The sequence below is a fragment of the Peribacillus muralis genome (assembly GCF_001645685.2).
GTDB classification, from domain to species: Bacteria; Bacillota; Bacilli; order Bacillales; family DSM-1321; genus Peribacillus; species Peribacillus muralis_A.
On the sequence record NZ_CP017080.1, the window covers coordinates 4005430 to 4023614 of the forward strand.

General features: G+C 47.7%; 15 protein-coding genes. 6 read left to right on the plus strand and 9 right to left on the minus strand.

The annotated features are described in order from the left end of the window. Nucleotides 1-34: 34 nt before the first annotated feature. The 9 genes from ABE28_RS24680 to ABE28_RS19440 form a co-directional block, all read right to left on the minus strand. On the minus strand, nucleotides 35-295 hold the full coding sequence (locus ABE28_RS24680) for a heterocycloanthracin/sonorensin family bacteriocin (protein ID WP_083232155.1): 261 nt from the start codon (nucleotides 293-295) through the stop codon (nucleotides 35-37). Nucleotides 296-511: 216 nt separating this feature from the next. After that, nucleotides 512-1807 (minus strand): uracil/xanthine transporter, encoded by a 1296-nt coding sequence (locus tag ABE28_RS19405; RefSeq protein ID WP_064465514.1) that lies wholly within the window; start codon nucleotides 1805-1807, stop codon nucleotides 512-514. A gap of 416 nt (nucleotides 1808-2223) precedes the next feature. Further along, nucleotides 2224-3477 carry an amidohydrolase gene (locus ABE28_RS19410; RefSeq protein ID WP_064465515.1) on the minus strand — a complete coding sequence of 418 codons (1254 nt, stop codon included), beginning with the start codon at nucleotides 3475-3477 and terminating at the stop codon, nucleotides 2224-2226. A 22-nt stretch (nucleotides 3478-3499) separates the two neighbouring features. Next, the gene (locus tag ABE28_RS19415) at nucleotides 3500-4747 is read right to left on the minus strand and encodes an amidohydrolase (protein ID WP_064465516.1); all 1248 of its coding nucleotides are present in this window, start codon (nucleotides 4745-4747) and stop codon (nucleotides 3500-3502) included. Between the two features lie 24 nt (nucleotides 4748-4771). Beyond that, on the minus strand, nucleotides 4772-6019 hold the full coding sequence (locus ABE28_RS19420; RefSeq protein WP_064465517.1) for an amidohydrolase family protein: 1248 nt from the start codon (nucleotides 6017-6019) through the stop codon (nucleotides 4772-4774). Between the two features lie 275 nt (nucleotides 6020-6294). Then, entirely contained in the window at nucleotides 6295-7860 is a 1566-nt protein-coding gene (locus ABE28_RS19425; RefSeq protein ID WP_064465518.1) for a glutathione ABC transporter substrate-binding protein, read from the minus strand. Nucleotides 7861-7956: 96 nt separating this feature from the next. Beyond that, the gene (locus ABE28_RS19430; RefSeq protein ID WP_064465519.1) at nucleotides 7957-9429 is read right to left on the minus strand and encodes a chlorohydrolase family protein; all 1473 of its coding nucleotides are present in this window, start codon (nucleotides 9427-9429) and stop codon (nucleotides 7957-7959) included. A 1-nt stretch (nucleotide 9430) separates the two neighbouring features. Continuing rightward, nucleotides 9431-10939: an amidohydrolase family protein gene (locus tag ABE28_RS19435; RefSeq protein ID WP_064465520.1), complete on the minus strand. Its 1509-nt coding sequence runs from the start codon at nucleotides 10937-10939 to the stop codon at nucleotides 9431-9433. Nucleotides 10940-11004: 65 nt separating this feature from the next. Continuing rightward, on the minus strand, nucleotides 11005-12561 hold the full coding sequence (locus tag ABE28_RS19440; RefSeq protein ID WP_064465521.1) for a glutathione ABC transporter substrate-binding protein: 1557 nt from the start codon (nucleotides 12559-12561) through the stop codon (nucleotides 11005-11007). A 211-nt stretch (nucleotides 12562-12772) separates the two neighbouring features. On the opposite strand from ABE28_RS19440, the gene nikC reads away from it, so the two are divergent. The 6 genes from nikC to ABE28_RS19470 all read left to right on the plus strand — a co-directional run bounded on the left by nikC (nucleotide 12773) and on the right by ABE28_RS19470 (nucleotide 18183). After that, nucleotides 12773-13675 carry a nickel transporter permease gene (nikC, locus tag ABE28_RS19445; protein WP_064465522.1) on the plus strand — a complete coding sequence of 301 codons (903 nt, stop codon included), beginning with the start codon at nucleotides 12773-12775 and terminating at the stop codon, nucleotides 13673-13675. Between the two features lie 12 nt (nucleotides 13676-13687). After that, nucleotides 13688-14608: a nickel ABC transporter permease gene (gene nikB / locus ABE28_RS19450; protein ID WP_064465523.1), complete on the plus strand. Its 921-nt coding sequence runs from the start codon at nucleotides 13688-13690 to the stop codon at nucleotides 14606-14608. 11 nt (nucleotides 14609-14619) lie between these two features. Next, on the plus strand, nucleotides 14620-15645 hold the full coding sequence (locus ABE28_RS19455; RefSeq protein WP_064465524.1) for an ABC transporter ATP-binding protein: 1026 nt from the start codon (nucleotides 14620-14622) through the stop codon (nucleotides 15643-15645). Continuing rightward, on the plus strand, nucleotides 15642-16631 hold the full coding sequence (locus ABE28_RS19460; RefSeq protein ID WP_064465525.1) for an ABC transporter ATP-binding protein: 990 nt from the start codon (nucleotides 15642-15644) through the stop codon (nucleotides 16629-16631). Before ABE28_RS19455 ends, ABE28_RS19460 begins: the two co-directional genes overlap by 4 nt. Nucleotides 16632-16720: 89 nt before the next feature. Next, on the plus strand, nucleotides 16721-17488 hold the full coding sequence (locus ABE28_RS19465; RefSeq protein WP_064465526.1) for a sensor histidine kinase: 768 nt from the start codon (nucleotides 16721-16723) through the stop codon (nucleotides 17486-17488). Next, nucleotides 17485-18183 (plus strand): response regulator transcription factor, encoded by a 699-nt coding sequence (locus ABE28_RS19470; RefSeq protein ID WP_064465527.1) that lies wholly within the window; start codon nucleotides 17485-17487, stop codon nucleotides 18181-18183. The genes ABE28_RS19465 and ABE28_RS19470 overlap by 4 nt, the downstream gene beginning before the upstream one ends. Nucleotides 18184-18185 lie beyond the last annotated feature (2 nt).

The following is an 18185-nucleotide window of genomic DNA, read 5'->3' on the forward strand; positions in this document are numbered from 1 at the left end:
TATCACTGCAGGGACATCTGTACTACATGAACCATTAACGACCGCCGCAGCGTCCGCCGCATCCGCCGCAACGACCGCCGCACCCGCCACAACGTCCGCCACACCCGCCACAACGTCCGCCGCACCCGCCGCATCCGGCACAGCCAAAGCACAAGAAACAACCAAAACATCCAAAACCTATAAGGCGGGAATCCTCCATGGCATATTGTGGCTGGGTTTGTTCCCATTGAACCGGCTGACTTACCTGGAAATCATCAACATTTAGCATTTGAAGTTGATTTTGAAACTCATTCATTTATATAACCTCCATATTTTTTAAAATAAGATAATGCTTGAATCGAAATGAAATAGTCTGGGAATATGAACCACGTCAAGTACTCCCTCCAACAAAATATGTAAAGCGAGTAGGTATTGCCACTGAATCAAACGCCTATTTTCACCACACGGTTCGTGATGATCAGCTGCAAAAAACAAAAAAACCAGAAGGCTGACACCCTTCTGGTTTTTCATATTAATTCTGCAGTTGCTCAAAACGCTTCCAGTTTACCGATTTCTCCAGCACGATCGATATCAATACACCCATGATGAGCCCATTCGTTAAAAAGGGCTGCAAAAGCGTCGGAACATTCGCGAATGCACTGGGCAGGACGTTCATCAAGCTCACGCCGATCAATACGGGGACTGCGAGTCTGAAGATCGTGTCTGAAGTGAAATATTGGCCCTTGACGCTGTTGAAGGCCGTGCCGAACAATTGAAGATACGCAACGAACAAAACTGCATTCCCAACGGTGATTGGCATCGTCGCCAAGAAAGAAATGAACGGAGGAATCAGTCCAATCAACGTCAACAGCGCGCCCCCGAGTAAAAACGGTCGCCGCCCATAAATCTGGGTGCTTTGCAGGAATCCGATGGACGAGGTGAAAGGCGTATAAGGGACTAGACCGAGCAATGGCGATAAAATGGTGAAACCGCCCGTCATGAATATCGATTTCCGATATTGGTTATACGATGCTTCCTCCTTCAATAGCTCTGATGCAGCTTGGATTGAAGCAAAGGTATTACACAAGTTCAATAATCCGGCAAAAAAAGCGATCGCTATGATGCCGAATTCCAGGTTTGGCATACCTAACGGGAATAATGAAAATGAAGCGACTGTCGTGGCCGCTTCCACCCCTGTAGATGGAAATAACAACGCGTAAAAAATCCAGCCGACGATGATTCCGATCAAAATCGAGAAATTACTAATGGTCCTTGGGCCTTTTATCTTCAAGATACTGACTAATAAGACAATCGCCAAGGATAGGAAACTGACCGGGATGTTAATTTCCCCCGCATCCGTAATTCCGAGCATCCCTTTAAAGAAGACAAAGATGAGCTGGAACGTGAGGAGGAAGAGGTAAACGGTCATGACCATCGGGGTGAAAATCTTCTGAACGTATGAAATCAGGTTAAAGGCTGCAATGATCATGGTCACGACGCCAGCCGCAAGGAGACCAGTCGCTATCCCACCACCTATTGCGGCATAACTTAATCCGATCGATGGCGCAGACAGTCCGAGGTTCAGCATCACTCCCCACAATAGCCCGGAATGCCCCTCCATGATTGGATATCTATGTCCCTTCCATCCTTGGATCACACAGGCAATGCCTGTGAAGACGAGTGAGCTCCTCATCGTCATTTCCGTAATGTCGGAAGGAAGATCAAAAGCGGCACCAATCGATATGGGCACAACCACCGTATTGGCAAAAATAAAAAACAACCATTGAAAAGAAGAAAATAGAGTCACGGAAGAACCCCAACTTTTCATAGCTTCCATCTCCTTTGAACATGATACTTTTCAAGCTTATGGTTAAAACATGGACCCTTCCATGTCACTTCAAAGAAAGATAAGCGACGGAACCCCATGCTAATAAACGTAAACACACCAGATGCTTCTGCTCATGCAGAAATCTTCCGGCACCAAGCCCCCTTAGTTTGGAATTTAAGGAGCATTGTTAACCGGTCCTTTTAGTGAAACCGACTTCCATTCCATTTGTTTACAGCTATAGGGCAATGATGGATAAAACCGTTTAACCATGAAAGCAAAAAAAAATTACTTACCAAGCATATAACACAAGCACGTAAAAGTACACGACATTGAAACGGCTGGCAAGCGAGTCCGCCGAGTGTTTCGGACACAAAACGAAAAAGGAAATCCGGACGAATCCAGAAATCCTTTTTCTGTCAGCTCTTCACATCAATGGGCCGTTTTTGCTTGCTCAATGAACCGGATACGATGCGTCCATTGTACATGACCGCTCTACGTTCGGACCTTCTTGCAATTGCTTCGGCAGAACAGCTGGCGTCAATCAGTACAAGACTTGCTGCATCACCAGCCTTCGGCCAAACTTGGTTTCCCCGATCGTCAAGCGGCGTTTTCCCGCCCGTTATGAACCCCAATGCTTGGGACAAGGATGCTTCATCAACCCATTTGAACCGTTCGGCCAGCCTGCCAGCTCTCTCCAGAATGTCCCCATTCCCAAGTGGTGACCATACATCGAAGATATTATCATTCCCGACAGCTACCTCCACGCCCCTTTCTTGCAATACATCCACGGGGGGCATTTGCCGATTGATCGGCACGCTTGTGACGATCGAGACCCCGGCATCCCTCAGGATGTCGGCCAGGTCATAGGCTTCTGCTCTGGATACGTCTCCAATGCCGAACGCATGGCTGATGGCTACCCTGCCCTCCCAGCCTGCTTGCTTTGTTAAAGCTGCCAAACGCTTCATCGTGAACGTACCAAGGTGTCCGGGATCATGTAAATGAAGGTCAACATCGGCATCCGCCTCCACCGCTAAATCCATCATTTGCACAAGAGATGCTTCAATATCGTTATCGATCGTCGCCGGATCGACAGCCCCCACGATTCCAGCTCCATTTCGCAACGCCTCCCTGACAAGCTTGACGGAATTCGATCTCAATAAACCGTGCTGGGCAAATGCGACGATTTCCGAGCTGAGCCGGTTGGAATAGGTTTCCAAAGCCTGTTGTACTTGCTCCAGGTTCTGCAATCTTACTTCCGGATATATATCGACATGAGTCCGGACATGCGTCGAGCCAGAAGCTAAAAGCACTTCCAATAATGTCTCGGCACGCTTTTGAGTACTTGTCGCAATCGTCGGAAGCACTTTTTTCTCATTTTCAAAGCGCTCAATGACACTGGTCGAGGGGGTACATGCTCGCCAAACATCCCCCATCAAGGTCTTATCAAGATGAACATGCTTTTCAATGAACGAGGGCAGCACAAGCAATCCTTCTGCATCCTCGGCAGGCACATCATTCGGGATCGGCTCTCCAGCCTTGACAATCCTCGTGATTTTCCCGTCATCTATCAACAGATGAAAGAGGTCAGTCATGGTACCTGTCACTCTTCCACCCTCTTTTTGGTACCCGCATTCCAGCCGTGCATTCTTCAGCCAAAAGGAATTATCCATCCTTCTCATCCCTTCTTTCCATTCAATTGTAAGTCAGTTCCGTTTCCCTGCTCAATCCACCGAAAATCAGACTTCCATCGGAAATGACCGCTGCTCTTCTTGATCTTCTTGCCACTGCCTCGGCCGAGCATGAAGCCTCCACCAATACCATACTTGCAGCATCTCCAACCTTCGGCCATAAACGATTCCCATTACGATCCAGCGTCCTGATGCCTCCTGTAATGAATTGGAGCGATTGAGACAATGCATACTCATCCTTCCATTTGTACCTCTCGGCTAAGCGACCTGCTTTTTCCAGCATATCGCCTGTACCGAATGGAGACCATGAGTCATAAAATCCATCACATCCAAGAGCAACATGGACTCCTTTTTCATGCAGTACATCGATTGGCGGCATGACCCGATTGATCGGCACCGTAGACATGATGGCGATCCCCAGGCTTGCCATTTCGTCCGCCATCTCAAGCGTTTCTTCCACGGACACATCTCCGAGTGCAAAGGCATGGCTGATGGCCGCCCTGTTTTTCCATCCCGCTTCTTCGATCAAGGAAACCAATTTCTTGATCGTATAAAATCCAAGATGCCCTGGATCATGTAGATGGATATCGATATCCGCCTCGAATTCAGCAGCCAGGTTCATCATCTCATAGAGGGACGCTTCAATATTCCGATCGATTCCACCCGGGTCCAAGCCGCCTACGATGGATGCCCCCGCTTTCATCGCTTGCCTCATCAAACCAGTCGAATTCGTTCGGAGCAGTCCATGCTGGGGGAAGGCGACGATTTCATGCGTCATTTTGCCTCCGAAGGAATCTAGTGCCTTCTGGATTTCTTCCAAGTTCTTCAACCCAATGTACGGATCGATATTCACATGCGTTCTGACGTGTGTCGCACCGCCTTGCAGCAAAAGCTGAAGCATGTGTTCCGCACGATGCTGCCCGGTCCGTGCCAGTTCAGCGAGCTCCGCAGCTTCCAATTTCAATCGTTCCGTTAAGTTGGGCACCGGGGTGCATGATTTCCACGGGAGTCCTAAATAGGTTTTGTCCAGATGGTTATGCATCTCTTTAAAAGGTGGAAGTGCAAGTAGCCTTTTGGCATCCTGTACGGGCAAATCCGTCTTCAAAGGCATGCTTTGTGCCACTTGCAATTCTTCAATCACCCCATCCTTTATCCGGATATCGTATAAAGCGGTCTCCGTTCCCTCCAGTCTCCCATCCTCATGAACATAGCCGCTATCAAGCGTAACGTTAGTAAGCCAGTATGCTTTCATTAAAACACCCTCTTTAATGGAAGATTACACACCTGTCGCCTCAAAAGATGAAATCGACCCACTTACGACTTTGCCCCTGAAGATGACAGCCGCACGCTTCGACCTCCTGGCCACCGCTTCCGCCGAACAGCTTGCTTCAAGCAGGACGATGTTCGCCTCATCGCCAACATTCGGCCAGGTCTTGACTCCTTCTTGGTTTAATGGAGTCCTTCCTCCTGTTATGTATTGCAGGCTGCCTGCCAAGGAACGCTCCTCGATCATGCGGAACCTCTCGGCAAGGCGACCTACTTTCTCCAGATTGTCACCGATTCCGAATGGTGTCCAGTGATCCGTGATGCTGTCATTGCCCAGTTCGACCTTCACTCCTCTTTCACGGAGCAGCGGAATTGGAATCGTCCTGAAGATAGGCACAGTGGACGTAATCGATATGCCTAATTCCGAAAACCTTTCGGCTATACTCGTTACCTCAGATACGGAAAGATCTGCCAACCCACTTGCATGGCTTACCGTCACCCTGCCCTGCCACCCTGCATCTTCGGTCATGGAAGCAAGCCGCTGCATGGTAAAGAGTCCAAGCTGATCCGGATCATGGAGATGGACATCGATATCCGAATTCGATTCAACCGCGATATCCATGATCGTTTCAAGTGATTTCTCGATATTTTCATCAATGGTGGCGGGGTCGACACCTCCTACCAGATTTGCCCCGTTTTTCATCGCCTCCCTGATCAGCCCGACGGAATTGGAGCGTAAAAGTCCATGCTGAGGGAATGCGACGATTTCATACGTCAATTTATCTTTGTATCCTTCCAGTGCTTGAATGGTCGCTTCCAGGTTTTTCAGCCCAATCACGGGATCTACATTACAATGGGTGCGAATATGCGTAGATCCGAAACTCAGTAATAAATCGAGCATTTTTTCCGCTCTTGCCTTGGCGGTAGGCAAGAGCTGAGGAAGTAACCCCTGCTCTTCCTCTATCCGGGTCTTCACCCCGTTTACAGCAGTCATGCAAGCCTTCCAAGGACCGCCGTAGTAGGTTTTATCAATATGGATATGCATTTCCTTAAACGAAGGAACCATCAGCAGCCCCCCTGCATCATGCTGCGGGTCTTGATCTGGTAACAATTCCTTTGCCGATAAAATGGAGGCTATCTTCCCACCATCAATCTTAATGTGATACTTCCCGGTTTCAGTACCGGTAATCACTTTCATTTCATTATAAGTGAAGCCTTTTTCCAGCCGAACATTCGTCAACCAATACGATCGTGACATTGAACTCACCCTTCCACTACAGATTGAACATGCGTCCCTTTCATTATAATCCTAAAGCAAAGCCGATAATTTCAGAATTTTTACTCATTTTTATGTTATTTTTACTTATTGCGCAAATGAATTTTCTTTCAGCATTTCGGCGCGTTACTCGCGAATTCGGAACTTTTACTCGCCAATTTACCGACTTTACTCGCGAGTTTCGTACTTTTACTCGCCAATTCAGGCTTTGCAACAGCAAACTGAGTCCCGCCTAAATGGGGGACCCAGTGTCTTTATCACTTTATCGTTACTTCATTAATTTCTAGGTAGCCTGAAGGGCTGATTGAGAATCCTTTTACGTCCTTGGCGACTGCAGCAAGATTTTCAATGACCCTTACCGGTATATATGGGGTATCAGCCAGCTCGATTTCCTGGGCCTCGGCGTAAAGATCCTTGCGCTTTCCTTCCTCTTTTTCCTTTCTCGCCGCATCTATCAAATCGTCAACCTTTTGGTTGCTATAAAAGAATGTATTGCCGGCCGCTCCCTGTGAATTCGTATGAAATAGATTGTATTGATTGTAATCGGCGTCACCTGTCGCGTTTCTCCAGCTGATGATGAACATTTCCGATTGCCCTTTATTCACTTGTTCCACGAACGATCCGTACTCCATGACCTGGACCTTCAAGTTAATGCCGATTCCTTTTAGCTGCGATTGCAGGACCTCGGCCAAGTTGACTCTTTCCTTACTGTCCATCGTGAGGATGGTGGCGTCCAAGCCTTTTGAATATCCGGCTTCGGCCATCAGCTTTTTAGCTTCTTTAAGGTTATAATCATACGCTTCCAAACTCGCATCATACCCAAACACTTTAGAGCCCATCAACGAATTCGCCTTGACTCCGACATTATTGAACACGCCTTTAATGATTGAATCCATTTCAATGGCATGGGCAATCGCTTTACGGACCCGGACATCATTGAATGGTTCATTCTTGACATTGAATCCTACATATTCGGTACCATATCCTTCGCTGCGGTATACATCCATAGCCGCTGATGATTCCACTTGATCCATGACCGCTATCGGAAGGGGCTCGGCTATCTGCGCTTCACCCGTTTCGATCATCGATATCCGCGTCGAATCTTCAGGGACGACCTTGAAAATGACCTTGTCCACCTTTGGCTCATTTCCCCAATAGTTTTTGTTCTTCACCAAGGTGATTTCCTGTCCCGGGGACCACGAATCAAAAACGAAAGGACCTGTTCCGTTCGGTTCCTGAATGATTTTCTTGCCATACTTCTCGATCGTTTTCGGGCTGATGATTCCGCCTTCGTGATTCGCCAAAATTGAAAGCAGCGGGGAAAAAGGCTCCTTCAGTATGAATTGAACAGTATATTCATCAATCGGCTTCACTTCTTTTACCATTTCGAATACGACCGCTCTGGGAGAGGCAACTGCCGGGTCCAATAGCCGATCGAACGTCTTTTTTACCGCATCTGCATTAAATGGTGTGCCATCATGAAACGTTACATCGTCCCTAAGCTTGAATTCCCAGGTCGTGTTATCCGTTTGCTTCCAAGATTCTGCCAGCATAGGCTGAATCTCGCCATTTTTATCCCGCTGTACAAGTCCTTCATAAATTTTATGATGCGTGACACTGGCAGCATTGATCGTGGACATGAACTGCTGATCCAGATTTTCAGCGTCCGATAAACGGGCAATGACCAATGTACCTCCTTCCTTTGAAGCAATGTTCGGATCGCTTGCCGTTTTACTTACGTCACTGTTAGAAGAACAACCTGTCATGATAATACCAATGAACATGACGATAATAAGCCTTCCTATGCCAAGATATCTCCCCATCAACCATGACCCCCCGATTTCATTTTTTGAACTGAAAAAATATTCAGACTATTAAACACAAAAATATTCACTACTCTTTTTGCCTGTCATCAGCTCTTAACCAATGGATTCTACCAGCTTGAATGAAGGCTTAAAAAGCTCCTGCTCAGGAAGCCTCTGATAATCCCTTTCCAAATAACCGCTTCTCATCCTATTAAAATATTTTTGCGCCTTATATTTTATTTCTTCCAAATCATGATTCGGAAGAAATTGATCTTTCATGACGACTTTTCCATTAATGATGGATAATGTAACGTCCTTCCCAGAACCGCTTACGAACATCGATCGAATCGGGTCATCGATGACACCCATATGATAGCTGTCCAGGCTCACCGCGATGATATCGGCTTTTGCCCCAGGTGCGATACGGCCTAGATCGTCCCTGCCAAGAAAAGCGGCTGCATCAAGAGTTGCGGATCGAAAGAAATCGGCATACTTCGAGCCTTCCACTTCCTTTTCCGCCATTTTTGAAAGTAAGCTGCCTACCCTTACGTTCTGGAACATATCTGGAGGGAATGTATCCGTCCCAAGAGCGATATTGATGCCTGCCCTTTTATATTCAGCGAAGGATTCCAGCGCCTCGCCATGCCTTGCGAGTATCAGCGGGCAATGAATCACCGTTGTCTTCGTTTCCTTTAGAAGCGCCAAGTCATCACCTTCGCCATATTTCGCTCGGCTGTATCCAGCAATATAGTGGGCATGAGGAATCCCCGTTCTTTGACCGAGGAAACCAAGGTCGTACAAATATTGGATCGGTGTCTTATGATGTGCATTCCAAATCGTCTCGAACTCGAAGCTCCCCTGGGCAGCATGAAGCTTGATCGGTACACCCAACTTATCGCCGTAATATTTTGTCTGTTTTAAACCATTTGCCGTTTGGCACTCTACACGTTCCGGGGCAAGCATCCCCCTAACCAGGCCATCATAAGCTCCATCGAACGTTTCGACGAACTTGACTGCCCTATTCAATCCAGCTTCCCCGGCCTTTTCATTCCAGTGCAGTTTCACTTTTCCGTTAGGCTCGACGACCCTGATTCCGGATTGAAAGCTTGGACCTAAGTAAACTCTTAATCCCAATCGAGTTGCATGCTCGGCCGCAGCCGCCAATTCAGCATACGTTTCGGCCCAGTTTTTATAGAAAACGGAGGTGATCGGCATAGCCGTCGTCACGCCATGAAGGATGAGCTGCGAGTACGCATATAGAGATTTGAATGCCTCATCTTCTTTGGACATCCATTCGGGATGGCCGTTTTTGATATAATCCTCGGACCAAAGCAGGTTTTTCTGTCTATCGGAGCCAGCCTCGAAATGCAATAGATCATGATCAATATCCCCTAACGCATTCAGATCAATGAAGCCGGGGCTAATGATCGCATTTCCGGCGTCCAATATCTCATCCACCTCTTGCGGATATTTTTTGCCTACATACAAAATCGTATCACCTTCATATACGACCTCCGCATTTTCCAACATGACATGATCACAGCCATCATAACCAATTACATATTTTCCTTTAACCTTCGTTTTCATCTTATTCCCCTTTCCGCATTTCCGGATCATTCTCCCGTTCGTCATATCTCCTTTCATCGACGTATGCCCTCGCGTGGCCCCAGAAATATTTCGTCGGCTTCATATACTTTTCGAGCCCCGCACGCTCGATCGTCGAAGAAGCTTCTTCATTCGCTTCATTAAGTATGGTGCTTTCATGAACGGTTTGGACTTCCCTGCTCTCCATGATCAATTTCCCATCGACGATGACATGCTCGACATCATTGGCCACCGCTTGGAAGACAAGCCGATGAACATGCATGAATTCAGGGGTCAAATGCGGCTGATGCAAATTGACCGTAATCACATCCGCCTTCTTCCCGATCTCCAGCGAACCGATTTCATCATCCCAGCCTATGCATTTTGCCGCATCAATCGTAATCATTTCCAGGAGCTTTCCTGGTGGCAGATAGTAATAATCCCTAAGGGCCGCTTGGTGAACGAATTGGGTTTTCCTCATCGCCTGGAACATATCAAAGCTTGTGGAAGGCGAGGTCCCATCCGTAGAAATGGCCACCGTTGCACCCATTTCCAATAATTCAGTGATCGGCGTACGTGCATTCACCTGTCCAAAACCGGGCGAGGCACTGACATTGGTGCCCGTTTCTGCCAGTATCCTTGCCTCATCAAAGGAAATGCCGCGGCAATGCTGTAAATGGACATCAGGACCTAACAAGGCGTTCTCCCTATCCTGTATCGCTAAATGAATCATCCCGCCAAAAGCATCGGAATGAATCCTCGTATCATATTTACGGGCAATTTCCCGGATTCTTTTCGCCTGATAAAGATCATGATCACTTAGCCCATAAAGCCTGTCAGGTGCAGTGGGATTGGAGGGGTCAACAGATGTGACGATCACAAATGGTGTAATGAAGGCTCTCGTGCGGTCTTCATTTGCATGATTCAGTGCTTCTATCACTGCTTCCGCTCCCTTTAATACCTCTTCATACGTAACCTCCTTCACGACTCTTTTTCCATCAACCCACCGACTGAATGAATGTGGCCAAGGAGGGTTGCATGGACCGGTGCAGACAACCTCCCTCACGCCCACCTCGGCGTAAGCCTTTGCATGATTGATGGCGAAAATCGGATCATCAGATCGCGGCATCGAGCCTAACACACTCACACCCGTCGTCACACCCGCCTTCAATCTTTCCAGAGAAGAGAGCTTGCCTTCGTAGTACCAAAAATCATCCGTGACAAAATGTTTATACGTATTCGTCATGATCGGCATCCAAAAATCGATATTCTCCATCGCAATCGTCTTGAACATCGAGTGTCCCCCATGGCCATGAACATCTATCAATCCTGGCAGTATGCATTGATGGCTGCAATCGATCACTTTTTTCGCCTCATACTTCGATGTCAGTTTTGCGGTTATACCCACGTCTACAATCCGTCCTTCGTTTATGGCGATGGCGCCATCCGAAACGATTCTCCTGTCTGGATCCATGGTGATGACAGTCCCGTGAATGAGCAGTAAATCGATCATATTTCCCCTCCTAATGGAGAAGACAGCATAGCCGTCGTATGCTGCCTTCTCTTTTGATCTCATTCTTACTGAACAGTTATATCATCAAGCATTAAATAATTGGCCGGGTTCAGCCATAGCCCCTTAACCGTTTCGCCATACACTGCCAGATGCTCATAGTTGCGGATCGGAACATATGGCACCTCTTCCCGTTCGATTTCCTGAGCCTTCGAATAAAGCTCCTTACGCTTGTCGCCGCTTGATTCCTGTCGTGCCGCTTCAATCAATTTATCCACCTCAGGATTACTGTAAAACGAACTATTCCCGGCTGCACCTTGCGATTTGCTATCGAAAAGATTGAATTGATTATAATCTCCGTCGCCCGTCGCATTGCCCCAGCCGCCTATGGAAACCTGATGCTCGCCCTTGGCCGTCGCGTCAATATAAGCTCCATACTCAAGCACTTGTATTTTCACCTTGAATCCAATTCCTTTTAATTGGGATTGAATCACCTCTGCCATGTTGATTCTTTCCTTACGGTCACTTGTCGTTAAAGTAATCTCCATGCCATCTTTAATTCCAGCTTCCTTCAATAGCTTTTTGGATTCATTAATATCATAATCGTATCCCTTTATCTTCGGGTCATAGCCGAAAACCTTAGGACTCATCGTTGAATTGGCCTTCGTGCCAACATCGTTATATACCCCTTTGATGATCGAATCGACCTCGATGGCATGCGCGACCGCTTTCCGGACACGAACATCATCGAACGGCTTCTTCTTGACATTGAAGCTCAAGTATTCGACGGCAAGTCCGTCCGTGCGATACAACCCCATCGTGTCCGAGGCCTCGATGCGATCGATTTCCGTCACGGGCACTTGATCGGTCACATGTGCTTCACCCGTTTCGATCATCGCGATTCTCGTTGCATCTTCAGGGACGACCTTGAATACGACGCCATCGATCTTCGGTTCTTTTCCCCAGTAGTCCTCATTCTTGGCGAGCTCGATCTCTTCTCCCGATTTCCACGATTTGAAAACGAATGGACCTGTCCCAACCGGATTTTGCCCAAGTTGGTCACTATGCTCTTTAATCGCCTTTGGACTCAGGATGCTTCCTTCATTACTGACCAATATCGAAAGAAGCGGAGCATACGGATATTTCAGTTTGAACTGTACGGTCGTATCATCAACCACCTTGATTTCCTTGATCATTTCCAATTTTCCAGCCTGCGGCGAAGAGGTTTTAGGATCCAGTAATCTGTCGAAATTCATTTTTACCGCTTCGGCATTGAATGGTGCCCCATCATGGAATTTCACGCCCTCACGCAGCTTGAACTCCCATGTTAGATCGTCCAGCTGCTTCCATTCCTTCGCGAGCAATGGCTGTGGTTTCATATCCTTGTCAGGAACGACCAATGTTTCATACACCTTCTCATAGACGACGTTTGCCGAAGGGATGTCCGTAATGAAATGCGGATCAAGCGTCGTCGCATCAGACAGCCGGGCGACGACCAATGTACCGCCTTCCTTCGCTTCCCTTTCCGGTTTCTTGCTGCTTGTTTGATCTGAAGTACATCCAGATAAAACCGTCGAGATACATAATAACGATGCAAATAGTAATCCAGTTATACCTTTTCTCATGATTGTTGTTCCTCCCTTTCATACTTCCCTTTGTATTCCGCGCAGCCTATTACGATGAGCACATCGGGCTTAATCAAATTATAAGAAAAAACAAAATTTTATATTTTCAGAATCTTTACTCATTTTTTTATTATCTTTACTGCTTTCGGACATCATATTTACTTCGATACCCATTTTGCATAAATTAAATGAAAGAAAAGGAGGAACTGTCATGAAGCCAGAGGTCGTTATCAAGAATCCCGGATTGAAGCTGAACAAAAACAAATCTACAAAACTCCAAAACTGGAAAGCCTTTTATAGAAAGTTCAAAAGAAATAAATTGGCATTGGTAGGCGGCTACATCGTACTTTTTTATATTTTATTGGCGATTTTCGCACCTGCCATTTCACCGCAGGACCCCTATGAAATCGATTTGGTCAACAAGCTTCAGCCTCCTACGGGAGACCATTGGATGGGGACGGATGATAAGGGAAGAGATATTTTGAGCAGGTTATTATATGGGACACGCCTTTCGTTGACCGTGGGATTCGTTTCCGTTTTCTTCGGCGCGTTCATCGGCATCCTCTTGGGCTTGACGGCCGGATATTATGGAAAATGGATCGATACGATCATCATGAGGATCGTCGATGTTCTGCTTGCCTTCCCGGGAATATTGCTGGCGCTTGCCATCATAAGCGCTCTCGGACCAAGCTTGATCAATGTAATGGTAGCGGTTGGTGTTTTTTCCATCCCCATGTTTGCCCGAATCGTACGGGGTTCCACGCTTTCGGTGAGGAAGCTTGAGTATATTGACGCCGTTCGTGCATTGGGAGCGACGGACTTCACGATCATAGTGAAACACATTTTCCCTAATATCCTTTCACCCGTCATCGTCCAAGCGACGTTGCGCCTGGCAACGGCGATTCTATCGGCAGCCGGCTTGTCATTCCTCGGGCTTGGAGCGCAGCCTCCTTCACCGGAATGGGGTGCGATGTTGAGCAGCGGACGGGACTATTTATTCAGCGCGCCGCACATCGCTTTATTTCCCGGGATCGCCATATCCACACTTGTACTTGGCTTCAATATCTTCGGAGATGGACTGAGGGACGCCCTGGATCCAAGAATGAAAAAATAAGGAGGAGAGAACATGTTCGTATTCATCGTCCGGCGCATGTTGCAAACGGTACCGGTATTGTTAGGAGTAAGTTTAGTAGTCTTCCTCATCATGCAGATGGTTCCCGGTGACCCGGCAACCCTGCTTGCAGGTGAAGGGGCGACAAAAGAAACGATAGAAATGATCCGGCATCAGCTTGGGCTGGATCGCCCGATTCTCTATCAGTACGTTGATTATGTGGTTCATGCCGTTCAAGGCGACTTCGGTGAATCACTCCGCAGCAGCCGTCCTGTTCTGGACGAGATTATGGTCCGCCTGCCCGTTACGCTTGAACTCGCACTTGCCAGTATTTTCATCACCGTCGTGCTTGGAATGGTGGCCGGAATCATCTCGGCGACCAGGCAATACTCTGCAGCTGACATTTCCATCATGATCGTTGCTTTACTAGGAATCTCCCTGCCTAGCTTTTGGTTAGGGCTGATGCTCATCTACTTCTTTTCCGTCAACCTTCAGTGGTTTCCCGTTTCAGGCTGGGGAACCTTCAGCCATATGATCTTACCTGCGATAACCCTTGGTGCGGGCGGAGCGGCGATTGTCGCCAGGATGACGAGATCAAGCATGCTCGAAGTCGTTCGTCAGGACTATATCCGTACAGCGAAAGCCAAAGGCTTGAAGGAGCATGTCATCATTTATAAGCACGGGCTGAAAAATGCGTTGATTCCCGTCATTACGGTCGTCGGCCTCCAGTTCGGTGCCCTCCTTGGCGGCACCGTATTGACCGAATCCGTGTTTGCCATCAACGGACTTGGGAGATTGATCGTCGATGCCATCAGAACGAGGGATCTGCCGATGGTCCAAGGCGGTGTCCTCATTGCCTCCGTCATCTTCGTATTCATGAATTTGGCTGTGGATGTCCTCTATCGATACTTTAACAAGCGCATAGACTTAAACTAAGGAGGTACGTGATGAAACAGTTTGATGATAAAATACTCGAAGTCAAAAACTTGCAGACCCACTTTTTTACCGACGAAGGAACGAGTAAAGCCGTGGATGGGATCAGCTTCACCTTGAACAAAGGGGAAACGCTTGGAATCGTGGGAGAATCGGGAAGCGGCAAAAGCATCACCTCCTTATCCCTGTTAAGGTTAATTCCATCGCCTCCCGGTAAAATCACCGGCGGCAGCATCTTTTTTAAAGGGGAGGACCTGCTTGCCAAGACGGAAAAACAAATGCGGGCGATTCGCGGAAATGAAATTTCGATGATCTTTCAGGAGCCGATGACCTCATTGAATCCCGTATATTCAGCGGGCGAGCAAATTGCCGAAGCGATCCGGCTTCACCAAAAGCTCGGGAAAAAGGAAGCGTGGAACAAAGCGGTCGACATGCTCCGGCTTGTCGGCATCCCCTCCCCTGAAAAAAGGGCAAAGCAGGAGCCGCATGAGTTAAGCGGCGGAATGAGGCAAAGGGTCATGATTGCGATGGCACTTGCCTGCCACCCTGAGGTTTTGATAGCGGATGAGCCGACGACGGCGCTTGACGTGACGATCCAGGCCCAAATCCTGGAACTGATCAAAACGCTGCAAAAGGATTTCGGAACGGCCGTGATTTTAATCACCCATGATTTAGGTGTCGTCTATGAAACATGTGACAGGGTGGCGGTGATGTATGCCGGAAAAATGGTGGAATACACCTTGGCGAAAGAGATTTTCACGAACCCTAAGCATCCTTACACCATCGGATTATTGAATTCCCTTCCACGCCTCGACCTGGATCAGGAGGAATTGACCACCATCCCCGGAACCGTGCCAAGTCCGTACGATATGCCCAAGGGCTGCAGCTTTGCACCACGGTGTGCACATGCGAGGCGAATCTGCGAACAAGCTGTACCGGATCTCGAATCAGTAGACACCGATACAAAAGTCAGCTGCTGGATGTATACCCCGCAATGGGAAAAAGAATATGAAGCGGAAAAGAAAGTGGGGGTTCAATGATGGGCGCAGCAGTGGAAGACAAGAAGGTTCTGCTAAAGGTAGATCAATTGAAGCAATATTTCCCGATCAAGGGCGGTTTTTTCGGAAGGACCGTTAATCATGTAAAAGCTGTCGACGACATCAGCTTTCATATTTATCAAGGAGAAACATTGAGCATAGTCGGTGAATCCGGCTGCGGCAAATCGACGACCGGACGGGCCATCCTTCGATTGGATCAGCCTACGAGCGGGCAAATCCACTTTCAGGGCAAGGACCTTTTAAGCTTAGGAAAAAAAGAAATGAGGAGTACGAGGAAGGATCTGCAGGTCATCTTTCAAGATCCTTTCGCCTCCCTTAATCCTAGGCAGACGATCGGGCAAATTCTTGGAGAAGCTTTAGCGATACAAAATGTGGTGCCTAAGCAAAATCGCCGGAGCAGGATTGAAGAATTATTGGAACATGTCGGCCTGAGACCGGAATCGCTGGAAAGATATCCGCATGAATTCAGCGGCGGCCAGCGTCAGCGGATCGGGATTGCCCGGGCACTTGCCGTCGATCCAAAATTGATCATTTGTGATGAAGCGGTATCTGCACTCGATGTCTCCATCCAGGCGCAGGTGCTGAATCTATTGAAAACATTGCAGCGGCAATTCGAGCTCACCTTTCTTTTCATCTCGCATGACTTAGGCGTCGTACGCCATATCTCCGATCGCGTCATGGTGATGTATCTAGGAAAAATCGTCGAAATCGGTGACAAAAAGTCGATATTCGAACAGCCGCAGCACCCTTATACACGGGCATTGCTTTCTGCCATCCCTGTACCGAATCCAGTGCAGGAAAGGGAACGGATTCTATTGACAGGTGATGTCCCCTCACCGATCGACCCGCCGAACGGCTGCCGCTTCCATACACGGTGCCCGTTTGTGATGGACATCTGCAAAACAAAGGCACCTGAATTGAAACGCTCCGCGCAAAATCATCAAGTTGCGTGTCACATTGTGTCATAAGCTGTAGATTTCCGCGAAAGTCTTTAGTAAGATACTCATAGACAAAATAATGCGAGTCATTAAAAAAATATAACCGACAGAGGTTCTCCATGCTTAGTTACGAGGGATTCACGCTAATCATCATGCTCTTCATTTTAGCTCCCATCATGGGAGCTATTGCTCTTTTATTTTTATTCATATTCGAAAAGAGGATCGATCTGCTTGAAAACAAAAACAAAGAGATCCAGCTGGAGCAAGCTCTGCAGGAGGCACAATACAATAAACTGAACCAGCAAATCCAGCCTCACTTTTTATTCAATACCCTTAATGTCATATTGGGCTTGGCCCGCCTGGACAGGAAGGCCGAATTGATCCGTGCCCTGGAGGCATTTTCACAATTCCTGAAATTCAAATACAAAGCATCCGAGCCATTGATTCCGCTTGCCCAGGAAATTCAATACACCCAGCATTATCTCGACATCCAAAGCCTCCGCTTTGGTGACCGGCTTAAGATCGATATGTCGTGCCCCGATCACTTGACGATCGCACTGGTCCCCCCATTCATTCTCCAGACATTAGTGGAGAATTCATTCAAGCACGGCTTGGAAAAAAAGGTGGGAGAAGCCCTTCTTCATATTCAATTCCATTTGGAAGCGGAGACGATGCATCTCATAGTGAAGGATAACGGGTACATCGGGAATGCCACTTCCGCTGCCGAGGAAGGCGGTCATGGCCTGGACAATATCCAAAAGCGTTTACACTTGTATTTCAGCAGCCGAGCACGATTAATGATCAATTCCGATGAACGCGGCACAAAGGTGGAGGTATCATGGCCACTCGTTTTTGATACGAAATTGGAGGAGGCAGCACCGGAATGAATGTATTATTAGTGGATGACGAACCATTGGTCCTTGAACAAATGGAATATATGATCCAGTCGATATTCCCGTTTTGGACCTTTCACAAGGCCGCTGATGCTGTTCAAGCGCTGACGATCAACCAGACTCATAAAATCAACCTCGCTTTCCTGGACATTAACCTGCCTGGACGGTCGGGCCTTGAATTCGGTGAAGATTTGCGGGCGCTGAATAAAGAAGTGGAAATCATCATGGTGACCGCCCATCAAAGCTTCGATTATGCCCAGCAATCCATCAGGATCGGTGTCGTCGATTACTTGACGAAACCGGTCATTGAAAGTGAATTGCATAAAGTGCTATCCAAATATCAGGAAAGCGGGGCCACACAAAACTATTCAAGCCTGATCCACCATTCGCTCACATTCATTCATGAAAATTTCGCGGAAAAAATCTCGCTATCGGACATCGCCCGTGAAGTGCATACGAATCCGACATATTTAAGCAGGAAATTCCATGAAGAGGTCGGCACCTCCTTTTCCGAATATTTAATGCACTATCGAATAAAAGCCGCTAAAAGGGCGTTAATCGCCAACACGAACTGGAGCATCTCGGATGTAGCCGAAAACTCGGGCTTCAACAGTCAGCATTATTTCAGCACGTTATTCCGTAAAATAGAGGGAATTACCCCGAAGGAGTTCCGCGAGAAAGGAAAATGACC

Coding starts and splice junctions, on each gene's coding strand:
- ABE28_RS24680 (WP_083232155.1), bottom strand. CDS start 295: ATGAATGAGTTTCAAAATCAACTTCAAATGCTAAATGTTGATGATTTC.
- ABE28_RS19405 (WP_064465514.1), bottom strand. CDS start 1,807: ATGAAAAGTTGGGGTTCTTCCGTGACTCTATTTTCTTCTTTTCAATGG.
- ABE28_RS19410 (WP_064465515.1), bottom strand. CDS start 3,477: ATGGATAATTCCTTTTGGCTGAAGAATGCACGGCTGGAATGCGGGTAC.
- ABE28_RS19415 (WP_064465516.1), bottom strand. CDS start 4,747: ATGAAAGCATACTGGCTTACTAACGTTACGCTTGATAGCGGCTATGTT.
- ABE28_RS19420 (WP_064465517.1), bottom strand. CDS start 6,019: ATGTCACGATCGTATTGGTTGACGAATGTTCGGCTGGAAAAAGGCTTC.
- ABE28_RS19425 (WP_064465518.1), bottom strand. CDS start 7,860: ATGGGGAGATATCTTGGCATAGGAAGGCTTATTATCGTCATGTTCATT.
- ABE28_RS19430 (WP_064465519.1), bottom strand. CDS start 9,429: ATGAAAACGAAGGTTAAAGGAAAATATGTAATTGGTTATGATGGCTGT.
- ABE28_RS19435 (WP_064465520.1), bottom strand. CDS start 10,939: ATGATCGATTTACTGCTCATTCACGGGACTGTCATCACCATGGATCCA.
- ABE28_RS19440 (WP_064465521.1), bottom strand. CDS start 12,561: ATGAGAAAAGGTATAACTGGATTACTATTTGCATCGTTATTATGTATC.
- nikC (WP_064465522.1), top strand. CDS start 12,773: ATGAAGCCAGAGGTCGTTATCAAGAATCCCGGATTGAAGCTGAACAAA.
- nikB (WP_064465523.1), top strand. CDS start 13,688: ATGTTCGTATTCATCGTCCGGCGCATGTTGCAAACGGTACCGGTATTG.
- ABE28_RS19455 (WP_064465524.1), top strand. CDS start 14,620: ATGAAACAGTTTGATGATAAAATACTCGAAGTCAAAAACTTGCAGACC.
- ABE28_RS19460 (WP_064465525.1), top strand. CDS start 15,642: ATGATGGGCGCAGCAGTGGAAGACAAGAAGGTTCTGCTAAAGGTAGAT.
- ABE28_RS19465 (WP_064465526.1), top strand. CDS start 16,721: ATGCTTAGTTACGAGGGATTCACGCTAATCATCATGCTCTTCATTTTA.
- ABE28_RS19470 (WP_064465527.1), top strand. CDS start 17,485: ATGAATGTATTATTAGTGGATGACGAACCATTGGTCCTTGAACAAATG.